18 protein-coding genes and 1 riboswitch are annotated in these 16,164 nt (G+C 66.4%); of the genes, 11 read left to right on the top strand and 7 right to left on the bottom strand.

Annotated features, from left to right (window positions below; translation table 11 throughout):
- Nucleotides 1-31: 31 nt before the first annotated feature.
- Both fbaA and AC1DIP_RS11705 read left to right on the top strand, forming a co-directional pair.
- Complete coding sequence (gene fbaA / locus AC1DIP_RS11710; RefSeq protein WP_324644005.1) at nt 32-1,051, top strand: class II fructose-bisphosphate aldolase; 1,020 nt, start codon at nt 32-34, stop codon at nt 1,049-1,051.
- A complete protein-coding gene (locus tag AC1DIP_RS11705) occupies nt 1,052-1,471 on the top strand; it encodes a DUF3151 domain-containing protein (RefSeq protein ID WP_477733830.1) in 420 nt (139 codons plus the stop codon). It abuts the gene before it with no gap.
- Nucleotides 1,472-1,552: 81 nt separating this feature from the next.
- On the opposite strand, the gene AC1DIP_RS11700 is transcribed toward AC1DIP_RS11705, so the two are convergent.
- Together AC1DIP_RS11700 and AC1DIP_RS11695 are read right to left on the bottom strand one after the other, a co-directional pair.
- A complete protein-coding gene (locus tag AC1DIP_RS11700) occupies nt 1,553-2,185 on the bottom strand; it encodes a uracil-DNA glycosylase family protein (protein ID WP_476209035.1) in 633 nt (210 codons plus the stop codon).
- A gap of 211 nt (nt 2,186-2,396) precedes the next feature.
- Nucleotides 2,397-3,605 (bottom strand): cobalamin-independent methionine synthase II family protein, encoded by a 1,209-nt coding sequence (locus AC1DIP_RS11695; RefSeq protein WP_476209037.1) that lies wholly within the window; start codon nt 3,603-3,605, stop codon nt 2,397-2,399.
- A 13-nt stretch (nt 3,606-3,618) separates the two neighbouring features.
- Nucleotides 3,619-3,723: riboswitch (SAM riboswitch) on the bottom strand.
- Nucleotides 3,724-4,071: 348 nt separating this feature from the next.
- Between AC1DIP_RS11695 and AC1DIP_RS11690 the strand changes: the two genes are divergently transcribed.
- The 4 genes from AC1DIP_RS11690 to AC1DIP_RS11675 all read left to right on the top strand — a co-directional run bounded on the left by AC1DIP_RS11690 (nt 4,072) and on the right by AC1DIP_RS11675 (nt 7,657).
- Nucleotides 4,072-5,361 (top strand): adenylosuccinate synthase, encoded by a 1,290-nt coding sequence (locus AC1DIP_RS11690; RefSeq protein WP_476209039.1) that lies wholly within the window; start codon nt 4,072-4,074, stop codon nt 5,359-5,361.
- Nucleotides 5,362-5,540: 179 nt separating this feature from the next.
- Nucleotides 5,541-5,912, top strand: a complete 372-nt coding sequence (locus AC1DIP_RS11685) for a DUF1508 domain-containing protein (protein WP_476209041.1) — start codon at nt 5,541-5,543, stop codon at nt 5,910-5,912.
- A gap of 273 nt (nt 5,913-6,185) precedes the next feature.
- The gene (locus tag AC1DIP_RS11680) at nt 6,186-6,737 is read left to right on the top strand and encodes an RNA polymerase sigma factor (RefSeq protein WP_477733829.1); all 552 of its coding nucleotides are present in this window, start codon (nt 6,186-6,188) and stop codon (nt 6,735-6,737) included.
- Nucleotides 6,734-7,657 carry a hypothetical protein gene (locus AC1DIP_RS11675; RefSeq protein WP_477733828.1) on the top strand — a complete coding sequence of 308 codons (924 nt, stop codon included), beginning with the start codon at nt 6,734-6,736 and terminating at the stop codon, nt 7,655-7,657. The genes AC1DIP_RS11680 and AC1DIP_RS11675 overlap by 4 nt, the downstream gene beginning before the upstream one ends.
- A gap of 59 nt (nt 7,658-7,716) precedes the next feature.
- On the opposite strand, the gene AC1DIP_RS11670 is transcribed toward AC1DIP_RS11675, so the two are convergent.
- From AC1DIP_RS11670 to acs, 4 genes are read right to left on the bottom strand one after another with little or no spacing between them, the layout of a single operon-like run.
- Nucleotides 7,717-8,211 (bottom strand): CoA-binding protein, encoded by a 495-nt coding sequence (locus tag AC1DIP_RS11670; protein WP_477733827.1) that lies wholly within the window; start codon nt 8,209-8,211, stop codon nt 7,717-7,719.
- Nucleotides 8,208-9,569: an O-acetylhomoserine aminocarboxypropyltransferase/cysteine synthase family protein gene (locus AC1DIP_RS11665; RefSeq protein ID WP_477733826.1), complete on the bottom strand. Its 1,362-nt coding sequence runs from the start codon at nt 9,567-9,569 to the stop codon at nt 8,208-8,210. The genes AC1DIP_RS11670 and AC1DIP_RS11665 overlap by 4 nt, the downstream gene beginning before the upstream one ends.
- Entirely contained in the window at nt 9,569-10,762 is a 1,194-nt protein-coding gene (gene sfnG / locus AC1DIP_RS11660) for a dimethylsulfone monooxygenase SfnG (protein ID WP_477733825.1), read from the bottom strand. Before sfnG ends, AC1DIP_RS11665 begins: the two co-directional genes overlap by 1 nt.
- Nucleotides 10,759-12,780: an acetate--CoA ligase gene (acs, locus tag AC1DIP_RS11655; RefSeq protein ID WP_477733879.1), complete on the bottom strand. Its 2,022-nt coding sequence runs from the start codon at nt 12,778-12,780 to the stop codon at nt 10,759-10,761. Before acs ends, sfnG begins: the two co-directional genes overlap by 4 nt.
- A gap of 248 nt (nt 12,781-13,028) precedes the next feature.
- Here acs and AC1DIP_RS11650 point away from each other — a divergent pair, with 248 nt between their 5' ends.
- A complete protein-coding gene (locus tag AC1DIP_RS11650) occupies nt 13,029-13,454 on the top strand; it encodes a CoA-binding protein (RefSeq protein WP_476209051.1) in 426 nt (141 codons plus the stop codon).
- A 7-nt stretch (nt 13,455-13,461) separates the two neighbouring features.
- On the opposite strand, the gene AC1DIP_RS11645 is transcribed toward AC1DIP_RS11650, so the two are convergent.
- Entirely contained in the window at nt 13,462-14,496 is a 1,035-nt protein-coding gene (locus AC1DIP_RS11645; RefSeq protein WP_476209052.1) for a 2-oxoglutarate and iron-dependent oxygenase domain-containing protein, read from the bottom strand.
- Nucleotides 14,497-14,541: 45 nt separating this feature from the next.
- Between AC1DIP_RS11645 and AC1DIP_RS11640 the strand changes: the two genes are divergently transcribed.
- Genes AC1DIP_RS11640 through AC1DIP_RS11625 form a run of 4 tightly spaced genes read left to right on the top strand, consistent with a single transcriptional unit; the run spans nt 14,542 to nt 16,115 of the window.
- The gene (locus AC1DIP_RS11640) at nt 14,542-14,955 is read left to right on the top strand and encodes an MmcQ/YjbR family DNA-binding protein (RefSeq protein WP_477733824.1); all 414 of its coding nucleotides are present in this window, start codon (nt 14,542-14,544) and stop codon (nt 14,953-14,955) included.
- On the top strand, nt 14,948-15,496 hold the full coding sequence (locus AC1DIP_RS11635) for a DUF1990 family protein (protein WP_476209056.1): 549 nt from the start codon (nt 14,948-14,950) through the stop codon (nt 15,494-15,496). The genes AC1DIP_RS11640 and AC1DIP_RS11635 overlap by 8 nt, the downstream gene beginning before the upstream one ends.
- The gene (locus AC1DIP_RS11630; RefSeq protein ID WP_476209057.1) at nt 15,493-15,813 is read left to right on the top strand and encodes an antibiotic biosynthesis monooxygenase; all 321 of its coding nucleotides are present in this window, start codon (nt 15,493-15,495) and stop codon (nt 15,811-15,813) included. The genes AC1DIP_RS11635 and AC1DIP_RS11630 overlap by 4 nt, the downstream gene beginning before the upstream one ends.
- A gap of 8 nt (nt 15,814-15,821) precedes the next feature.
- Complete coding sequence (locus AC1DIP_RS11625) at nt 15,822-16,115, top strand: DUF503 domain-containing protein (protein ID WP_175319074.1); 294 nt, start codon at nt 15,822-15,824, stop codon at nt 16,113-16,115.
- Nucleotides 16,116-16,164 lie beyond the last annotated feature (49 nt).

Raw genomic sequence — 16,164 nt, 5'->3', positions numbered from 1 at the left:
CCCACAGACGAAACTCAGCAGAGGAGCCAGCATGCCCATTGCAACCCCAGAGATCTACGCCGAGATGATCGACCGCGCGAAGGCCGGCGGATTCGCCTTCCCCGCCGTCAACGTCACGTCCTCGCAGACGCTGAACGCAGCGCTCCGCGGCTTCGCCGAGGCAGAGTCCGACGGCATCGTGCAGGTTTCCACCGGCGGTGCCGCCTACTGGTCCGGCGCCTCCACCAAGGACATGGTTGCCGGTTCCCTGGGCTTCGCGGCGTTCGCCCGCGAAGTGGCAAAGAACTACGGTGTCAACATCGCCCTGCACACGGACCACTGCCCCAAGGACAAGCTGGACGGTTTTGTCCTGCCCCTGCTGGCAGCCTCCGAGGCTGAGGTGAAGGCCGGCCGCAACCCGCTGTTCAACTCCCACATGTGGGACGGCTCCGCAGAGACCCTGCAGGAGAACCTGAAGATCGCCCGCGACCTGCTGGCCCGCACCGCCGCCGCCAAGATGATCCTCGAGGTGGAGATCGGCACCGTGGGCGGCGAGGAAGATGGCGTGGAGAACGCCATCAACGACAAGCTCTACACCACGGTGGAGGATGCCCTGGCGACCATCGACGCCCTCGGCTCCGGCGAGAACGGCCGCTACATCACCGCCCTGACCTTCGGCAACGTGCACGGCGTCTACAAGCCGGGCGGGGTCAAGCTGCGCCCGGAGATCCTCAAGGACATCCAGGCCCAGGTGGGTGCCAAGATCGGCAAGGACAACCCGTTCGACCTCGTGTTCCACGGCGGCTCCGGCTCCTCCGACCAGGAAATCGCCGACGCCGTTTCCTACGGCGTGATCAAGATGAACATCGACACCGACACCCAGTACGCCTACACCCGTCCGGTGGCTGACCATATGTTCAAGAACTACGACGGCGTCCTGAAGGTTGACGGCGAAGTGGGCAACAAGAAGACCTACGACCCCCGCGTCTGGGGCGCCTCCGCCGAAGCCGGCCTGGCAGCCCGCGTGGTGGAAGCCACCAAGCAGCTCGGTTCGGCCGGAAAGACCTTCTAAATGTCGGATGAGTTCCGCAAGGACCTGATGGGGCCGGAGCCCACGCTCCTGCCTGCCGAGACTGAGGTCAACGCGCAGTTGGAGGCCGGGCACGAGGCCCTGGACCTGGTGGAAAAGCACCCCACGTCCTCGCTGCTCTGGGCCGTGCTGGCTGAGGAGGCGTGGACAGAAGGACGCACCATCGACTCCTACGCCTACGCCCGGGTTGGCTACCACCGGGGCCTGGACGCGCTGCGCCGCAACGGCTGGCGCGGCGTTGGTCCCATCCCGTGGGAGCACGAGCCGAACCGCGGTTTCCTGCGCGCGCTCTACTCCCTGGGCCGGGCGTCATCGGCCATCGGCGAGGCCGACGAGCCGGAGCGGATCGAAAAGTTCCTCAACGATTCCGATCCCACCGCGAAAGCGGCCATCGAGGGCTAGATTCGAATAATTACGACGACGGCAGGTCACCTTCCCAAGGAAGGTGACCTGCCGTCGTCGTAGGTTGAGCCTGCCGAAACCCTAGGCTTTACGGGCGATGCCTGTGCGGGCCATGGCGTCGGCGTAGGCCGCGCGCATGTCCTCGAGGTACTCCTCCTGGCGCGCGGGGGAACCGGCGAACGCACGGCCGCTGAGGGAACGCACCTTGTAGGTCTTCAGGCCGCGGCGCCACAGCAGCGGAACTTCGGTCTTCAGGAGTGCATTGGCCAACCGGTTGGCTTCGGTTCCATGCGCCACGATGACCGAGGCGCGGGGCACCAGGGCCAGGAACTTCAGCAGCGGCTTCAGGCCTGCCTGGATCTGGTCCGGGGTGAACTTGCCGTTGGCTTCGCCGGTGACGTGCCAGGGGTGGACGTTCCACGGCATCACGAACTCGGGGCGCAGGCCCAGCTTCCACTGGAGCCCCAGCATGCGGGTAGCCGCGTCCTGGTCACCGGCCGTGATGAATCCGGACGGGTCCGCCTCGCCGATGTTGGAGAACAGGCTGATGATGCGGCATTCGTCGACGTCATGCATCGGGTCCACATAGGGCACCACGGTTCCGGGCTTGGCCTCCTGCAGGGAATCACACAGTTCGTTGACGGCTGCAACGCTGGGTTCGTAGCGGCGGCTCATGAGCTGTTCGTGGAATGTTTCTGGGGCCAGGGCTGTCATGAAGTGCTGGGTCTCCTGCGGGGATTGGCGTTGCTGCCGCCACGGAAATGGGCACGCGGGGGCGCGACACCTCAGCGGCGGTTGATTGGGGTGGGCCAACTCCGGGTCGGCCTTGTCCAGTTTACCAAGCCCCCGGGAACGGAAACGCCGGTCCCGCGAATCCGCCACGGCGGAACACGGAACCGGCGGGTTCCCGCTTCGCCTCTTGCAGCTACCAGAGGCGGCTGGTGGCGCGGCGGGCGCCCTCGCCGAGGGCCTCCAGCTTGGCGAAGGCGATCTGGGGGTGCACCCTGCCGCCCAGGCCGCAGTCGGTGGAGGCGATGACGTTTTCGCGGCCCACGACGTCGGCAAAACGGACGATGCGGTCGGCAACGAGGTCAGGGTGTTCCACCACGTTGGTGGCATGGGACACGACGCCCGGGATGATGATTTTGCCCTCGGGGAGCTTGGTGTCCTCCCATACGCGCCATTCGTGTTCGTGGCGGACGTTGGCTGCCTCGAAGGAGTAAGCGCCGGCGTTGACCTGCAGCACCGAGCCGATGATGTCGGCGAACGGGATGTCCGTGGTGTGCGGGCCGTGCCAGGAACCCCAGCAGACGTGCAGCCGGATCTGTTCCTGCGGCAGGTCGCGGAGGGCCCAGTTGGTGGCCTCCACGCGCAGCTGGATGAACTTCAGGTAGTCCTCCAGGCTGGGCTCGGGATTGATCTGGTCCCAGCTCTCGGCGAGGGACGGATCGTCGAGCTGCACCGTGAGGCCGGCGTCGACGATGGCCTTGTATTCCTCCCGCATGGCATCGGCGCAGGCGTAGACAAGTTCCTCATCCGACTTGTAGTACTCGTTGGCCACGCGGGCGCAGGAGCCGGGAGAGAGGGATGCTACGAAGCCGTCGGACAACCCGGCGGCGGCGAGGCCGGTCTTCAGGTTCTTGATGTCCGATGCCACCAGGTCCTGGCCCGTGTAGGTCAGGGGTCCGGCGATCTTGGGCTGGGTCACGCTCTTGCGGTGGGACAGGATGCCCGAGGAGGGGTCGTTGTAGGCCTCGTTGAACGCCTGCCGGTCGCGCCGGTCGGGGAAGGAAGTCAGGACAATGTTGCCGGGGGAGGAGCGGTGCACCTGGGCATCGGCCCAGCGGTCCACGTTGGTTGGCTCCAGGCCGCCCAGCCGTGCGAAGGAGTAGTTCCACCAGGCACCGTAGTCCACGGAGTTGGCCATCGTGTGCCCGTATTCGCCGTCGTTGGGAATGTCGATGCCGAGGTCCTTCTGGCGCTGGACCACATCCACCACGGAGGTTTCAAGGAGGTCCAGGAATTCCGGGGTGATGCCATCGGTTTCCTTGGCGGCATTGGCGGCGATGAGTTCAGGGGTGCGGGGCAACGATCCGGCGTGGGTGACGCGGATGTGGTCGGTGTTCAGGGGCATGCTGGAATCTTCCTTTCCATCGGTCCTGGCAGTAGCACCTTCGGCCCGCAGGAATCCTGCTGGACCGTGGTTGCTGCGGCGTCATCGAGCCAGGTCTCTCGGCCGCTCCGGATGGTTCACTCTCAGATAAATGGAGAGACCCGCCTTGGGGCAAGTCTGCGCCGCTTTATGTCGCGGCTCCTTGCGGGCGGCTTCCCTGCTATGCACTCGGGCAGCGCAGCAACGGCTACCTGATCAAGCAGACCGTCACCACGCTGACCTCCACGGCCGCGGCGGGCCACAACAGTGGACAAAGTGCCCTATCGGCTAAACTTGGGTGGTAAGAGCCCCGGAACTCTTGCTTCGTTGCGCCGTGCTGCGGCTGTGCGAAGGCCGGTCTGTTCGGGGCATTCTCATGAACGGCGCTGCATGGGCCTGCCACCTGGTGGCCGGGCCCGGGCGGCCCGAACGAATGGGGGAGGATCCCATGCCAGCAATTGTGATCGTAGGAGCCCAGTGGGGCGACGAAGGAAAAGGCAAGGCCACCGACCTGCTGGGCGGCCGTGTTGACTACGTCGTCAAGCCCAACGGCGGCAACAACGCCGGGCACACCGTCGTCGTAGGCGGTGAAAAGTACGAACTCAAACTTCTGCCGGCAGGCATTCTTAGCCCCAACGCCGTTCCCGTCATCGGCAACGGCTGCGTGGTGAACCTGGAGGCCCTCTTCCAGGAAATCGACGGACTCCAGGCGCGCGGCGCCGACACCTCAAAGCTGCGGGTCTCCGCCAACGCCCACCTGGTGGCGCCCTACCACCAGGTGCTGGACAAGGTGACCGAACGCTTCCTGGGCAGCCGGGCCATTGGCACCACCGGCCGCGGCATCGGTCCCGCCTACATGGACAAGGTGGCCCGGCTGGGCATCCGCGTCCAGGATGTCTTCGACGAATCGATTCTCCGCCAGAAGGTGGAAGGCTCGCTGCGGCAGAAGAACGAACTCCTGGTCAAGGTCTACAACCGCCGCGGTGTGGTGGTGGACGAGATCGTGGAGTACTTCCTGTCCTTCGCCGAGCGGCTCCGCCCGTTGGTCATCGACAGCACCCTGGTCCTGAACTCCGCGCTGGACGAGGGCAAGGTAGTCCTGATGGAGGGCGGCCAGGCAACATTCCTGGACGTGGACCACGGCACCTACCCGTTCGTGACCTCCTCCAACCCCACCGCCGGCGGCGCCTCGGTGGGCTCCGGCATCGGCCCCACGCGGATCTCCCGCTCCATCGGCATCATCAAGGCCTACACCACCCGCGTTGGTGCCGGCCCGTTCCCCACGGAGCTCTTCGATGAGATGGGCGTCTACCTGCAGAAGACCGGCGGCGAATTCGGCGTCAACACCGGCCGTCCCCGCCGCTGTGGCTGGTACGACGCGGTCCTGGCCCGCCACGCCTCCCGCGTCAACGGCTTCACGGACTACTTCGTCACCAAGCTGGACGTCCTCACCGGCATCGAGCAGATCCCGGTATGTGTCGCCTACGACGTCGACGGCGTGCGGCATGACGAGATGCCCATGACGCAGACCGAGTTCCACCACGCGAAGCCCATCTTCGAGTACTTCGACGGGTGGACCGAAGACATCACCGGAGCCCGGACGCTGGCGGACCTGCCGGAGAACGCGCGCAATTACGTCCTGGCGCTGGAGAAGCTTTCCGGAACCCGGTTCTCCGCCATCGGCGTTGGCCCGGACCGGGACCAGACCATCGTGGTGAACGACCTCATCAACGACTGACGACTCCTCCCGGAACGGGGGGATGACGACGGCGGCAGGCCACCTATTGCAGGTGGCCTGCCGCATGTTTTTGGTGGCGGAAAACGAATTTACACAGGCTTAACGCGCGCGGTCTTGTGAGGCTTCCGGTGCCGCCGCCAGACTCGTCTGTACCACCTGGTGCCCAAGGAAGGATCGTCATGGCCGGAAAATTTGAAGCCTTCGTCGACGCTGATTCGTTTTTCCGGTTCCGGCTCCTGGCTCCGGACGGGGCCGTGATCGCCGTCTCCGGCCCTTTTGAGGACAAAGCCGCCGTGGTGGCGGGGATAGCCGCGGTTCGCGAATGTGCCGGAACCGGCCTGGTGACCGACCTCTGTCCCGCCGGGGCCGTCTCCCGTCCCGCGCCCGTACCCGCAGCAGCTGCTGCCGCCTTGCCGGCGGAGCTGCCCGCCGCCGTCGTACCCGTATGCGGCGAGGAGCGCACGCCCGCCCTGGTGCACGCCTTCGTGCTGGCAGGGGCACCCCGCAGGCACGCCAGTGTGCCCCGTTGGACCAGGACAGCAACCCGCTGAAAAAGATTTCGAACTTTTTTTGAAAAGGCGTAACCCCCCGGGCAGCCGGAGCGATTACCTCTATGAAGCGCCGGCCTGGAACCTGTCCCCCATCACGTTCCAGGCCGGCTCTTTTATCTTTCCGCAAGGGTGGCTGCCCAGGCTTCGCCCGTCACTGGCCCCGGCCGTGGCGCTTCGGGCTGTGCGGTTACTGGCGGGTAAAGTGAGGGCAGCGTTCCGGATGTACTGAACGCTGCCCTGCCACCACCCTTCTTGACGGAAAGCACCACGTCAGTGACCGATGCACAGACAGACGAGGCCCCGGACCAGCCAGTTTCCGGGACCGCTGCCTTCAGCCTGGTTTATAAGACGTACGCATCACAGGTTCTGGGCTATCTCACGGCCCGGGGAGTCGAGGATCCGGAGGCCGCCATGCAGGAAGTGTTCCTGTCCGTGCTGCCACGTCTCGGTACCGTGCGGGGAGGGGAGTCGGGGCTGCGGACCTTCATCTTCTCTGTTGCCCACGCCCGGATGGTGGATGACCACCGCCGCCAGAGCCGGACTCCGGTCAAGCTGTCCTTCGAGCCCGAGCTCGACCAGCGCCAGGACACGTCGGCGGAGAAGGAAGCCCTGCAGCGCATCGAACCCCGGGAAGTCCTCAGGCTGTTGGACGGGCTGCCCCAGGACCAGCGGGACGTTCTGTCCCTGCGCCTGGTGGCCGGCCTCACGGTGGAACAGACGGCGGAGACCATGGAAAAGAGCGCTGGTTCGGTGAAGCAGCTGCAGCGGCGCGCATTGCTGAAACTCCGGGAACTTGCCGCAGTGAAGGAGTACCTCGCGCCATGACGCCTGCCCAGGATAACCTTGCCGCCCTTGTCGACGACATGCTGCAGGACGTCGGCTTCGAACTGGATGCGGACCTTCGCGGGGCCCTCCATTCGCTGGGCGCCCTGGCGTCCGTGCCCACGCCCGAGCCCATCGGGGAGCTCGCTGCACTGCTCACGGCAGCCGGGCCCATCCTCGGGGAGGGCCCCGTACCCGGCGGCGCGCCAGATGCCGCAGCCGGAGAACGTGAAGTTGGGCAGGACGATGAGCCTCCCGCCGATGAACTGGCCCGCCGCCGCCGCAGGCACCGTCCCACCACGCTGGGGCTTGTGCTGGTGGCCGGAATGGGGCTGGGAGTTGGCGGGGTAGCCGCCAGCTCCACACCTCACGGGAGCAGCCCCGTGGAGCAACTGCTGGAGGATTTGTCGCCCTGGAGCAATTCGGTGGGCGGTCCGTCGGCCGCGGGCTACGGCTTCCGTGCTCCCAGGCTGGCTTCCGACGGAGAACTTGCCGCCGGCCCGGAGGCTGCGGCCGGTGGGGCCACCGACGCCGCCAACCTTGCCTCCCGCCTCCTGCCGGACCACGACGGAGCTCCCCGGCACACGGGGCATGTGCACACAGGCACGCCGCACTGTGCCGGCCCGGTCAACCACGAAGCAGCCGGCGGGATGTGTACGCCTTCCGGGGCAGGGGCTGTCCCGCAGGGCAACGGAGCCGGCCGCGGCAGGGACGACCAGGGAGCTGCGGCGGAAGAAGTGCCGGCAGGACCAGCCGCCGCAAACCAGGGGAAGGCGGGCACCCCGGCTTCAGAGACTGCGGCCGCAGCGGCAGGTGCGGCCAACGGGCCGGCAAAACCCGCCGCCGGAGTGGTCCAGGGCCAGGCAGGTCCCCAGGGCGCGGGGCAGGGAAACGTTCCGAAGCCCACATCTCCGGCGAAATAGTCGAAACAGCAACAGCGGGCCCGTTGAACGGACCCGCTGTTGTCTTCTTCAGCAGCTGGTCAGGCCATGACCTGGCGCTTGGAGGAAATCACGCCGGTATCGAAACCGGCCAGGTGCAGGCCGCCGTGGAAGCGTGCATGCTCGATCTTCACGCAGCGGTCCATCACCACGTTCAGCCCTGCGGCTTCCGCGCCTGCCGCGACGCCTTCGTGCCAGGACCCCAGCTGCAGCCAGATTGTTTTGGCGCCGGCGGCCACGGCCTCGTCAAGGACGCCCGGAAGGTCGTCGTGCTTGCGGAACACGTCAACGATGTCCGGGCTCTCCGGCAGGTCCGTGAGGGATGCGTACGTGGGCTGCCCCAGGATCTCCTTGACCACCGGGTTCACGAAGTACACCTTGTAGCGGGTGGAGGAGAGCAGGTACGTGGCCACGAAGTAGCTGGCCCGCGACGGCTTGTCAGAGGCTCCAACAATGGCGATGGATTTCGCCTGCCGGAGCAGGGCCAGCCGCTCAGGTGCCGACGGGCCGGACCACTTTCGTTCGGCGGTGCTCATGCGTTTGCTCCGATCGTGCAGGAATCCTCGGCTGAACCGGTCAAAGCCTGGGTTTCGACAGGCTCAACCAACGTGCTGGACGCCTCGGTCAGTGCCTGGTCCAGGTCCCACAGGATGTCCTCGATGTCCTCGAGGCCCACTGAGATGCGGACCAGGTCCTCCGGCACGCCCGCGGATTCCAGCTGTGCCGCATTGAGCTGCTGGTGGGTGGTGGAGCCGGGGTGGATCACCAGGGTCCGGGAGTCACCCACGTTGGCCAGGTGGGAAGCCAGCTGCAGGGACTCGATGAACTTCTGCCCGGCAGCGCGCCCGCCCTTCACCCCGAACGAGAAGACCGATCCCGGGCCCAGCGGCAGGTACTTCCGTGCCCTGTCGTAGTGCGGGTGGGAGGGCAGCCCGGAGTAGTTGACGTAGGCCACCCGGTCATCGTTTTCGAGCCACTCGGCCACGGCCCGCGCGTTCTTCAGGTGCTCGTCGAGGCGCTGCGGCAGCGTCTCGACGCCCTGGAGCAGCTGGAACGCCGACTGCGGCGACAGGGCCGGGCCGATGTCGCGCAGCTGCTCGCTGCGCAGTTTGGTGAGGAAGCCGTATTCGCCGAAGTTGCCCCACCAGGAGACGTTGCCGTAGGAAGCCACGGGTTCGGTCATGGTGGGGAACTTGCCGTTGCCCCAGTTGAACCGGCCGCTTTCCACCACCACGCCGCCCAGTGTGGTGCCGTGGCCGCCCAGGAACTTCGTAGCGGAGTGGATCACGATGTCGGCGCCGTGCTCGATCGGCCGCACGAGGTACGGCGTGCTCAAGGTGGCGTCGACCACCAGGGGGATGCCGGCTTCGTGTGCCACCTTGGCCAGCCCCGCCAGGTCCTGGACCTCCGACGACGGGTTGGCCACCACCTCCACGAAGATCGCCTTGGTGTTCTCCCGCACTGCCGCGGCATAGTCGGCGGGGTCGGTTCCGGCAACAAAGGTGGTGTCCACGCCGAACCGGCGCAGGGTGACATCGAGCTGGGTCACGGTGCCGCCGTACAGCTGGGAGGCTGCCACGATATGGTCCCCCGCCTGGGTCAGGGCGGCGAAGGTGATAAACTCCGCTGCCATGCCCGACCCCGTAGCTACCGCTCCGATGCCGCCTTCGAGGGACGCGATGCGCTCCTCGAACGCCGCGACGGTGGGGTTGCCGATGCGGGAGTAGATGTTGCCGTACTTCTGCAGCGCGAACAGGTTGGCGGCGTCGTTGGTGTCCTTGAAGACGAAGGACGTGGTCTGGTAGATGGGTACGGCGCGGGCGCCGTGCTCGGCGTCGGGGGTGCCGCCGGCGTGCAGGGCGCGGGTGCGGAACCCGAAAGTGCGCTCAGCCATCAGACAGCCACGGCTTCGGCGGCAACCGGGGTTCCGGACAGGTCCAATTCGGTGCCGTTCCTGCGGGCCAGGTCCGCCTCAAGCTCCCGGACGATCGGCAGGATGTCGCGGCCGAACGCCGCCACCTCCTCCTGGAAGTGCAGGTAGCCGGTGAGGAACAGGTTCACGCCGATCTTCTTGAACTCCACGATGCGCTCGGCAATCTGCTCCGGGGTGCCGATGAGCTGGGTCTTGAAGCCGTCGTTGTACTGGACCAGGTCCTCGAAGGTGGAGTCGGCCCACATGCCCTTGCCGTCCTTGGTGGAGGCACCGGCTTCCTGCACCGCGTCGCGGAAGCCCTGAACGGCGGGTTTGTGCGCCTTTTCCACGATCTCGCGCAGGGTGTCCCGGGCTTCCTTTTCGGAGTCGCGGGCGATGACGAACCCGTTGAGGCCGAACCGGGGAGCAGCCAGCGGCCCTTCGGCGCCGCGGCCGGTTTCGCCGGCAGCGGCCACCACGCCGGCGATGTTGTCCTTGAAACCCTCAAGGTCCTTGCCGTTGGAGAAGTACCAGTCCGCCACGCGGCCCGCGGTGGCTTGGGCCGCCGTCGAGTTTCCGCCGAAGAAGATCTCGGGGTGGGCGCGGCCGGGAACGTCCACGGGGGCCGGGTTCAGGGTGAAGTCGGTGATGTTGTAGTACTTGCCGGACTGGCTGTAGTCCTTTTCGGTCCACAACCCGCGCAGGACGTTGATGAATTCCTCGGTGCGGACGTAGCGCTCGTCGTGCTCCAGCCACTCCAGGCCGAAGTTGGTGAACTCGCTCTTCAGCCAGCCGGAGACGATGTTCACGGCGGCGCGGCCGTTGGAGATGTGGTCGGCTGTGATGATGTACTTCGCCAACACTCCCGGGTGCCACATGCCCGGGTGCACTGCGGCGATGACCTTCAGGCGCTCCGTGGCGGCCAGCAGGGCCAGGCTGAACGAGGTCGCCTCGTGCTGCTTGTCCGCGCCGTAGGAGGCGGCGTACCGGGTCTGGGTCAGGGCGTACTCGAAGCCGGATTCCTCGGCGATGCGCGCCAGCTTCCTGTTGTAGTCGAAGTCCCAGCCGGTGCGCTGCTCGATGGTGGATACCACCAGGCCGCCGGAAACGTTGGGCACCCAGTAGGCGAACTTGAGGGGCTCGGAGAGACGGGCGACGTTGCTGATGTCTGTCATGATTCTTCCTTCGTTAGGGCCCGCTGGCGCAGGACGTCCTGGATGCCGGCGATGGCCGGTTCGTTCTGGAGTGAGGTGGTGTCGCCCAGGACTGTGCCTTCGAACAGCTGGGTGAGCAGCCGGCGCATGATTTTGCCGCTGCGCGTTTTGGGAACATCGGGGACCACGACGACGTCGCGCGGCTTGGCGATGGGGCCGATCTCCTTGGCGACGTGGTTCCGGAGGTCGTCGATACAGTCTGCCGGGGCCCCGGCCTTCAGGACGACGAAGGCAACGACGGCGTGGCCGGTCTTCGGGTCCGCCACCGGGCAGACGCCGGCCTCCACGACGTCCGGGTGCGACACCAGGGCGGATTCGATCTCGATGGTCGAGAGCAGGTGGCCTGAGACGTTCAGGGTGTCATCCACGCGGCCCAGGATCCAGATGTCGCCGTCGGCATCGTACTTGGCGCCGTCGCCTGCCAGGAACCAGCCCCGGTCCGCGTACTTGCTCCAGTACGAATCGAAGTAGCGCCGGGGGTTGCCCCAGACGGTGCGCGCGATGGCGGGCCCGGGGGAGTCAACCACGATGTTTCCCTGGACGCCCGGCGCAACGGTATCGCCGCCGTCGTCCACGATCCTGGTGCTGACCCCCGGCAGCGGGCGTGCCGCGCAGCCTGGCTTGAAGCTGGTGTCCGTGGGTGCGGGGGAGAGGATGGTGGCACCGGTTTCGGACTGCCACCATGTGTCCACCACCGGTGCGGTGCCGGCACCCACATTCTCGCGCAGCCAGCGCCAGGCCTCCGGGTTGACCGCTTCCCCGACGGTGCCCAGCAATCGGATGGAGGACAGGTCGTAGGTGTCCGGGACGCCGTCCGGGAACCAGCCCATGAGAGACCTGACCAGCGTGGGCGCGGTGTAGTACTGGGTTACGCCGTACCGTTCGATGATTTCGAAATGCCGGCCCGGATGGGGGGTGTTGGGCGTGCCCTCAAAGATGACCTGCGTGGCGCCGTTGGACAGCGGCCCGTAGATTTCGTAGGTGTGCGCCGTAACCCAGGCGAGATCGGCCGTGCACCAGTGCACGTCCTGGTCGCGGAGGGACGGGTCCGGGTTGCTGAAGAGGTGCTCGAAGCTCCACGAGGCCTGCGTCAGGTAGCCGCCGGAGGTGTGCACCAGGCCCTTGGGCTTACCGGTGGTCCCGGAGGTGTACATGATGAACAGCGGCGTCTCGGCGTCGAAAGCCTCCGGCTCGTGGACGTCCGGGGCGTTTCCGACGACGTCATGCCACCACACGTCGCGGCCTGCGGTCATGGGGACGGCAGCCAGGTCGCCGGCAGGGGTGGTGCGGTTGACCACCAGGACGTGCTCGATGGCATTGTCCCCGGCGACCGCGGCGTCCGCGTTGTCCTTCACAGGAACAGCCACGCCGCGGCGGAACTGGCCGTCGGTGGTGACCAGGAGCTTGGCGCCGGTGTCCTCCACCCGGAACTTCAGCGCTTCGGCCGAGAAACCGCCGAACACCAGGGAGTGGATGGCGCCGATCCGGGCCACGGCAAGCGTGATGATGACTGTTTCGGGGATGACCGGGAGGTAGATGACCACGCGGTCGCCCTTGGTGATGCCCAGGGCCAGGAGCACATTGGCGGCTTTGGCCACCTCGCGCTGGAGCTCGGCGTACGTGATGGACCTGCGGTCGCCCGGCTCGCCTTCGAAGTGGAGGGCCACCTTGGCGCCGCGGCCGGCCGCGACGTGGCGGTCCAGGCAGTTGGCCGCCACATTGAGCCGTCCGCCTTCAAACCAGGTGATGCCCGGTCCGCGGCCGGCTTCCGGGTCCGCCGGATTCCAGCGGTGCGCAGTGTGCCACGGGGTGTCCCAGTCCAAGCGCAGCGCCTGCTGCTCCCAGAAGGCGACGTTGTCCGGGTGCACCCCCGCGTTCAGGTCCATCGTTTCAGAGGCGCTCAAGCCCATCGTTTCACTCCATCGGTCCTGGCGGTAGCACCCGACGGAGGCAGCGTTCCGGAAAAGCCAGTTCCGGATATCCGTTGCTGCGGTCCTTGCTATCGCCGGGGCGTTGGGGCGCGTCCGGCGACCAGGGTTGCTGCGGCGTCATCGATCCAGGTCTCTCGGCCGCTCGGGATGGTCAAAGACCACTACACAGCAATGAATCGGCGAGAGCAAACTCTCGCGTCTGCCGCGTAATATTCATTCACAGCGTCCATTGGCGCCCCCGATCATTCTTTTATTCGACCGGACGTGACTCCAGGTGTGGAGCGTAGGCTGATCCCATGGGCCACACGAACGATCCTGCAGTCATTGAACGGCTTATGCGAACCAAGGGCCGGTGGGCCATCGTGGGCCTGACCACCAATGAGTGGCGCTCAGCCTATGATGTTTCGCTGTTGATCCGCGACCGGCTGGGCATGGAAATCATCCCCGTCAACCTGCCCGGCGATGCTGTCCACGGCGAACCGGGGTACCGCACCCTGGCCGACATTCCGGCGGAAAAGCAGCCCATCGACGTCGTGGATTGCTTTGTGAATTCGCAGAAGGTGGGCAGCGTGGTTGACCAGGCCATTGCCGTGGGCGCCAAGGCCGTGTGGATGCAGCTGGGCGTCATTGACGAGGCGGCGGCGGAGCGCGCCAAGGCGGCCGGCCTCGATGTGGTGATGAACGCCTGCCCTGCCCAGGTTGCCTGGAAGTACGGGCTTTAGGGCTCCCCTAACCCCGGCGCTTCAGCAATTCCGGATAATGCCGTTCGGTGACGTCCGGGTGCGCGCGCATGCGCCCCTTAAGCATGTTCAGGCCGAAGGATGCCAGCAGCGGGTTGGCGGGATCGTCCGTGATGCCGCGGGCCGCCGCTTTCAGCTCAGGCGCCAGGGGGACGGGCTCGATGACAGCGTCGAGCCGTGGCGACCAGAAGAACGGCACCGAGTAGCGGTCCACGCCCGGCGGCGGGGCCTGGACGCGGTGGATGGTGGCCGCCAGGTAACCCTCGGTGGCCACTTCCAGCATCTCCCCGAGGTTCACCACCAGCGCGCCCGGGAGGGGCTCCACCTGCAGCCATTCGCTGGTACCGGGCGGCAGGACTTCAAGGCCGCCTACGCCGTCCTGCAGCAGGAGCGTCACGAACCCGTAATCGGCGTGGGATCCGACGCCCTGGTCGCCGGCTTCCTCCACCACACCGCCCACGTAGTGCACCAGCTTGCCCATCCACGCCGGAGTGTCCCGGAAGGGTTCATCGAAGTAGTCCTCCGGCAACTGGAGCGAAACCGCGATGGCCCGCAACAGTTCCATACCAACCTCTGACATGAGGTCGGCCCATTCCATGGCGGCGGGCTTGAGCCCGGGAAACGCTTCGTCGGGCCAGAGGTTGGGCCCCTGCAGCAGCCAGTAGGGCTGGTCCTCCGGGTAGTCCGCCACCGGTCCGCGCTCGGGGGAGTAGTCGATCTGCTCCCGCGCGTCCGCCCGGCCCTGGGTCACTTCGGTGCCCATGCGGGTGTAGCCGCGGAAGTGCGGCGAGAGGCGGTTGTCCAGTTTCATCCGCTCGGCAAGGGGAAGGTTGAAGAACTGCCGGACAAGGTCCAGCAACTCTTCAGCCTGGCCGGGTCGGCCGCCGTAGCCGGTGATCTGGAAGAAGCCCACGTCATGGGTGGCATGCCGCAGCTGTTCGATGAATTCCGGGCTGAAGGTTCCGTAGGGCTGCCGTGCGGAACTCAGATCCAGAACAGGAATGGCTCCCTGGTCGCGTGACATCCTCGCAGACTAGCACCGTACACGCGTGCTTTATAGGCTTCCTCCATGGACCCCAACGCGCTGCGGACACTCTGCCTTTCGTTTCCCGGTGCCTACGAGGATTTTCCGTTTGGACCGGAAACGTCGGTCTTCAAAGTCCGGTCCCAGATCGCCGGGGGCGCCCGCCACGAGGCGAAGCTGTTTGCCCTGTCATCCATGGACGAGGACGACTTCTACGTAAACCTGAAGTGTGAACCGGCCCTTGCCGTGCAGCTGCGGGCAGTACATCCGGCGATTACCGGCGCATGGCACATGAACAAGACCCATTGGAACGGTGTCCGCCTTGACGGATCGCTGCCGGACGGGATGGTCCGGGACATGGTGGAGGACTCCTACGACCTCGTGGTGGCAGGCTTGAGCCGGAAGCAGCAGGAACAACTGGGGTGGGCACGCCTCGGGAAGGCAGGCAACGGTGACTGACAAGGCAACTGCCCGGCTCGAATACCCGGGAGTGGGAAGCACCGAACAGGGGAGCGCCCCCGAGGGGTATGACCGTGTCCTGGAAGAGGTTCGCCTTGGCACTGGGCTGGACACTTACCGGCGCGTGGCGGACGGCATCCTCGCCTGGGAACTGCAGCGGCGGGCCGGGCTTCGGGTCCGCACCGGCTCACCGCGGGCCGTGCCGGGGGCACACGTGGTGAGCGGATTCGGCGTCGGGCCTTTCCGCCTGCCGGCACCCTGCCGGGTGGTGTGGGTCCATGAGCCGGTGCCGGGTGAAATTCCGCAGTCGGCCGGTTTTGGCTACGGCACTTTGCCCGGCCACCCTGCCCGCGGGGAGGAATCCTTTGAGGTGGAGATCAACAGCCAAGGCGAGGTGTGGTTGCGGATCCGGGCGTTCAGCAGGCCCGCCAACTGGTTCTACGCCGCCGGCGGACTGGTGACCCGCGCGGCGCAGCGCTACGTTACTTCCCGGTACATTGAAGGGGCACGCAGTCTCGCCGCGGAAGGAAAATTCCAGTGATCTTTATCGTCGTCAAGTTCAAGGTCAAGCCCGAGTGGTCCGAGCGCTGGCCGGAGCTCGTGGCGGACTTTACCGAAGCCACCCGCAAGGAACCGGGCAACCTCTGGTTCGACTGGTCACGCAGCCTGGATGACCCCAACGAATACATCCTGGTGGAAGCCTTCCAGGATGATGCCGCCGGCGACCACGTGAACAGCGACCACTTCCAGAAAGCCATGGCTGACATGCCGCAGGCCCTCGTAGAGACGCCGAAGATCATCAGCCGGCAGCTCGACGGTGATGGCTGGGACCTCATGGGCGAGCTCACCATCAGCTAGGAACTTCCATGTGGATCGGCTGGACCGAGTTCGATGTCCTCCTTGGCGACGTACACAGCCTCAAGGAGAAACGGTCCGTCGTCAGGCCGCTCCTGGCCGAACTCAAACGCCGCTTCGAGGTCTCCGTGGCGGAGGTGGGGGACCACGGCCAGTACCGGCGCACGCAGCTCGGCGTCGGGCTGGTGGCGGCGGACCGGGCGCACCTCGTGGAGGTGCTTGCCGCCGTCGAACGCTTCGTGGCAGGCCGGCCGGAGATCGAGCTGCTCAGCGCCCGCCAGCGCGAGCTCCACAGCGAGGACTAGCCCATCGCCACCCTCGCCTCGCAAGCTCGGCCAGGGAGCCCTGGCGGCG

Source organism: Pseudarthrobacter sp. 05T312, assembly GCF_056396685.1.
This window is presented reverse-complemented; position numbering and strand designations above follow the sequence as displayed.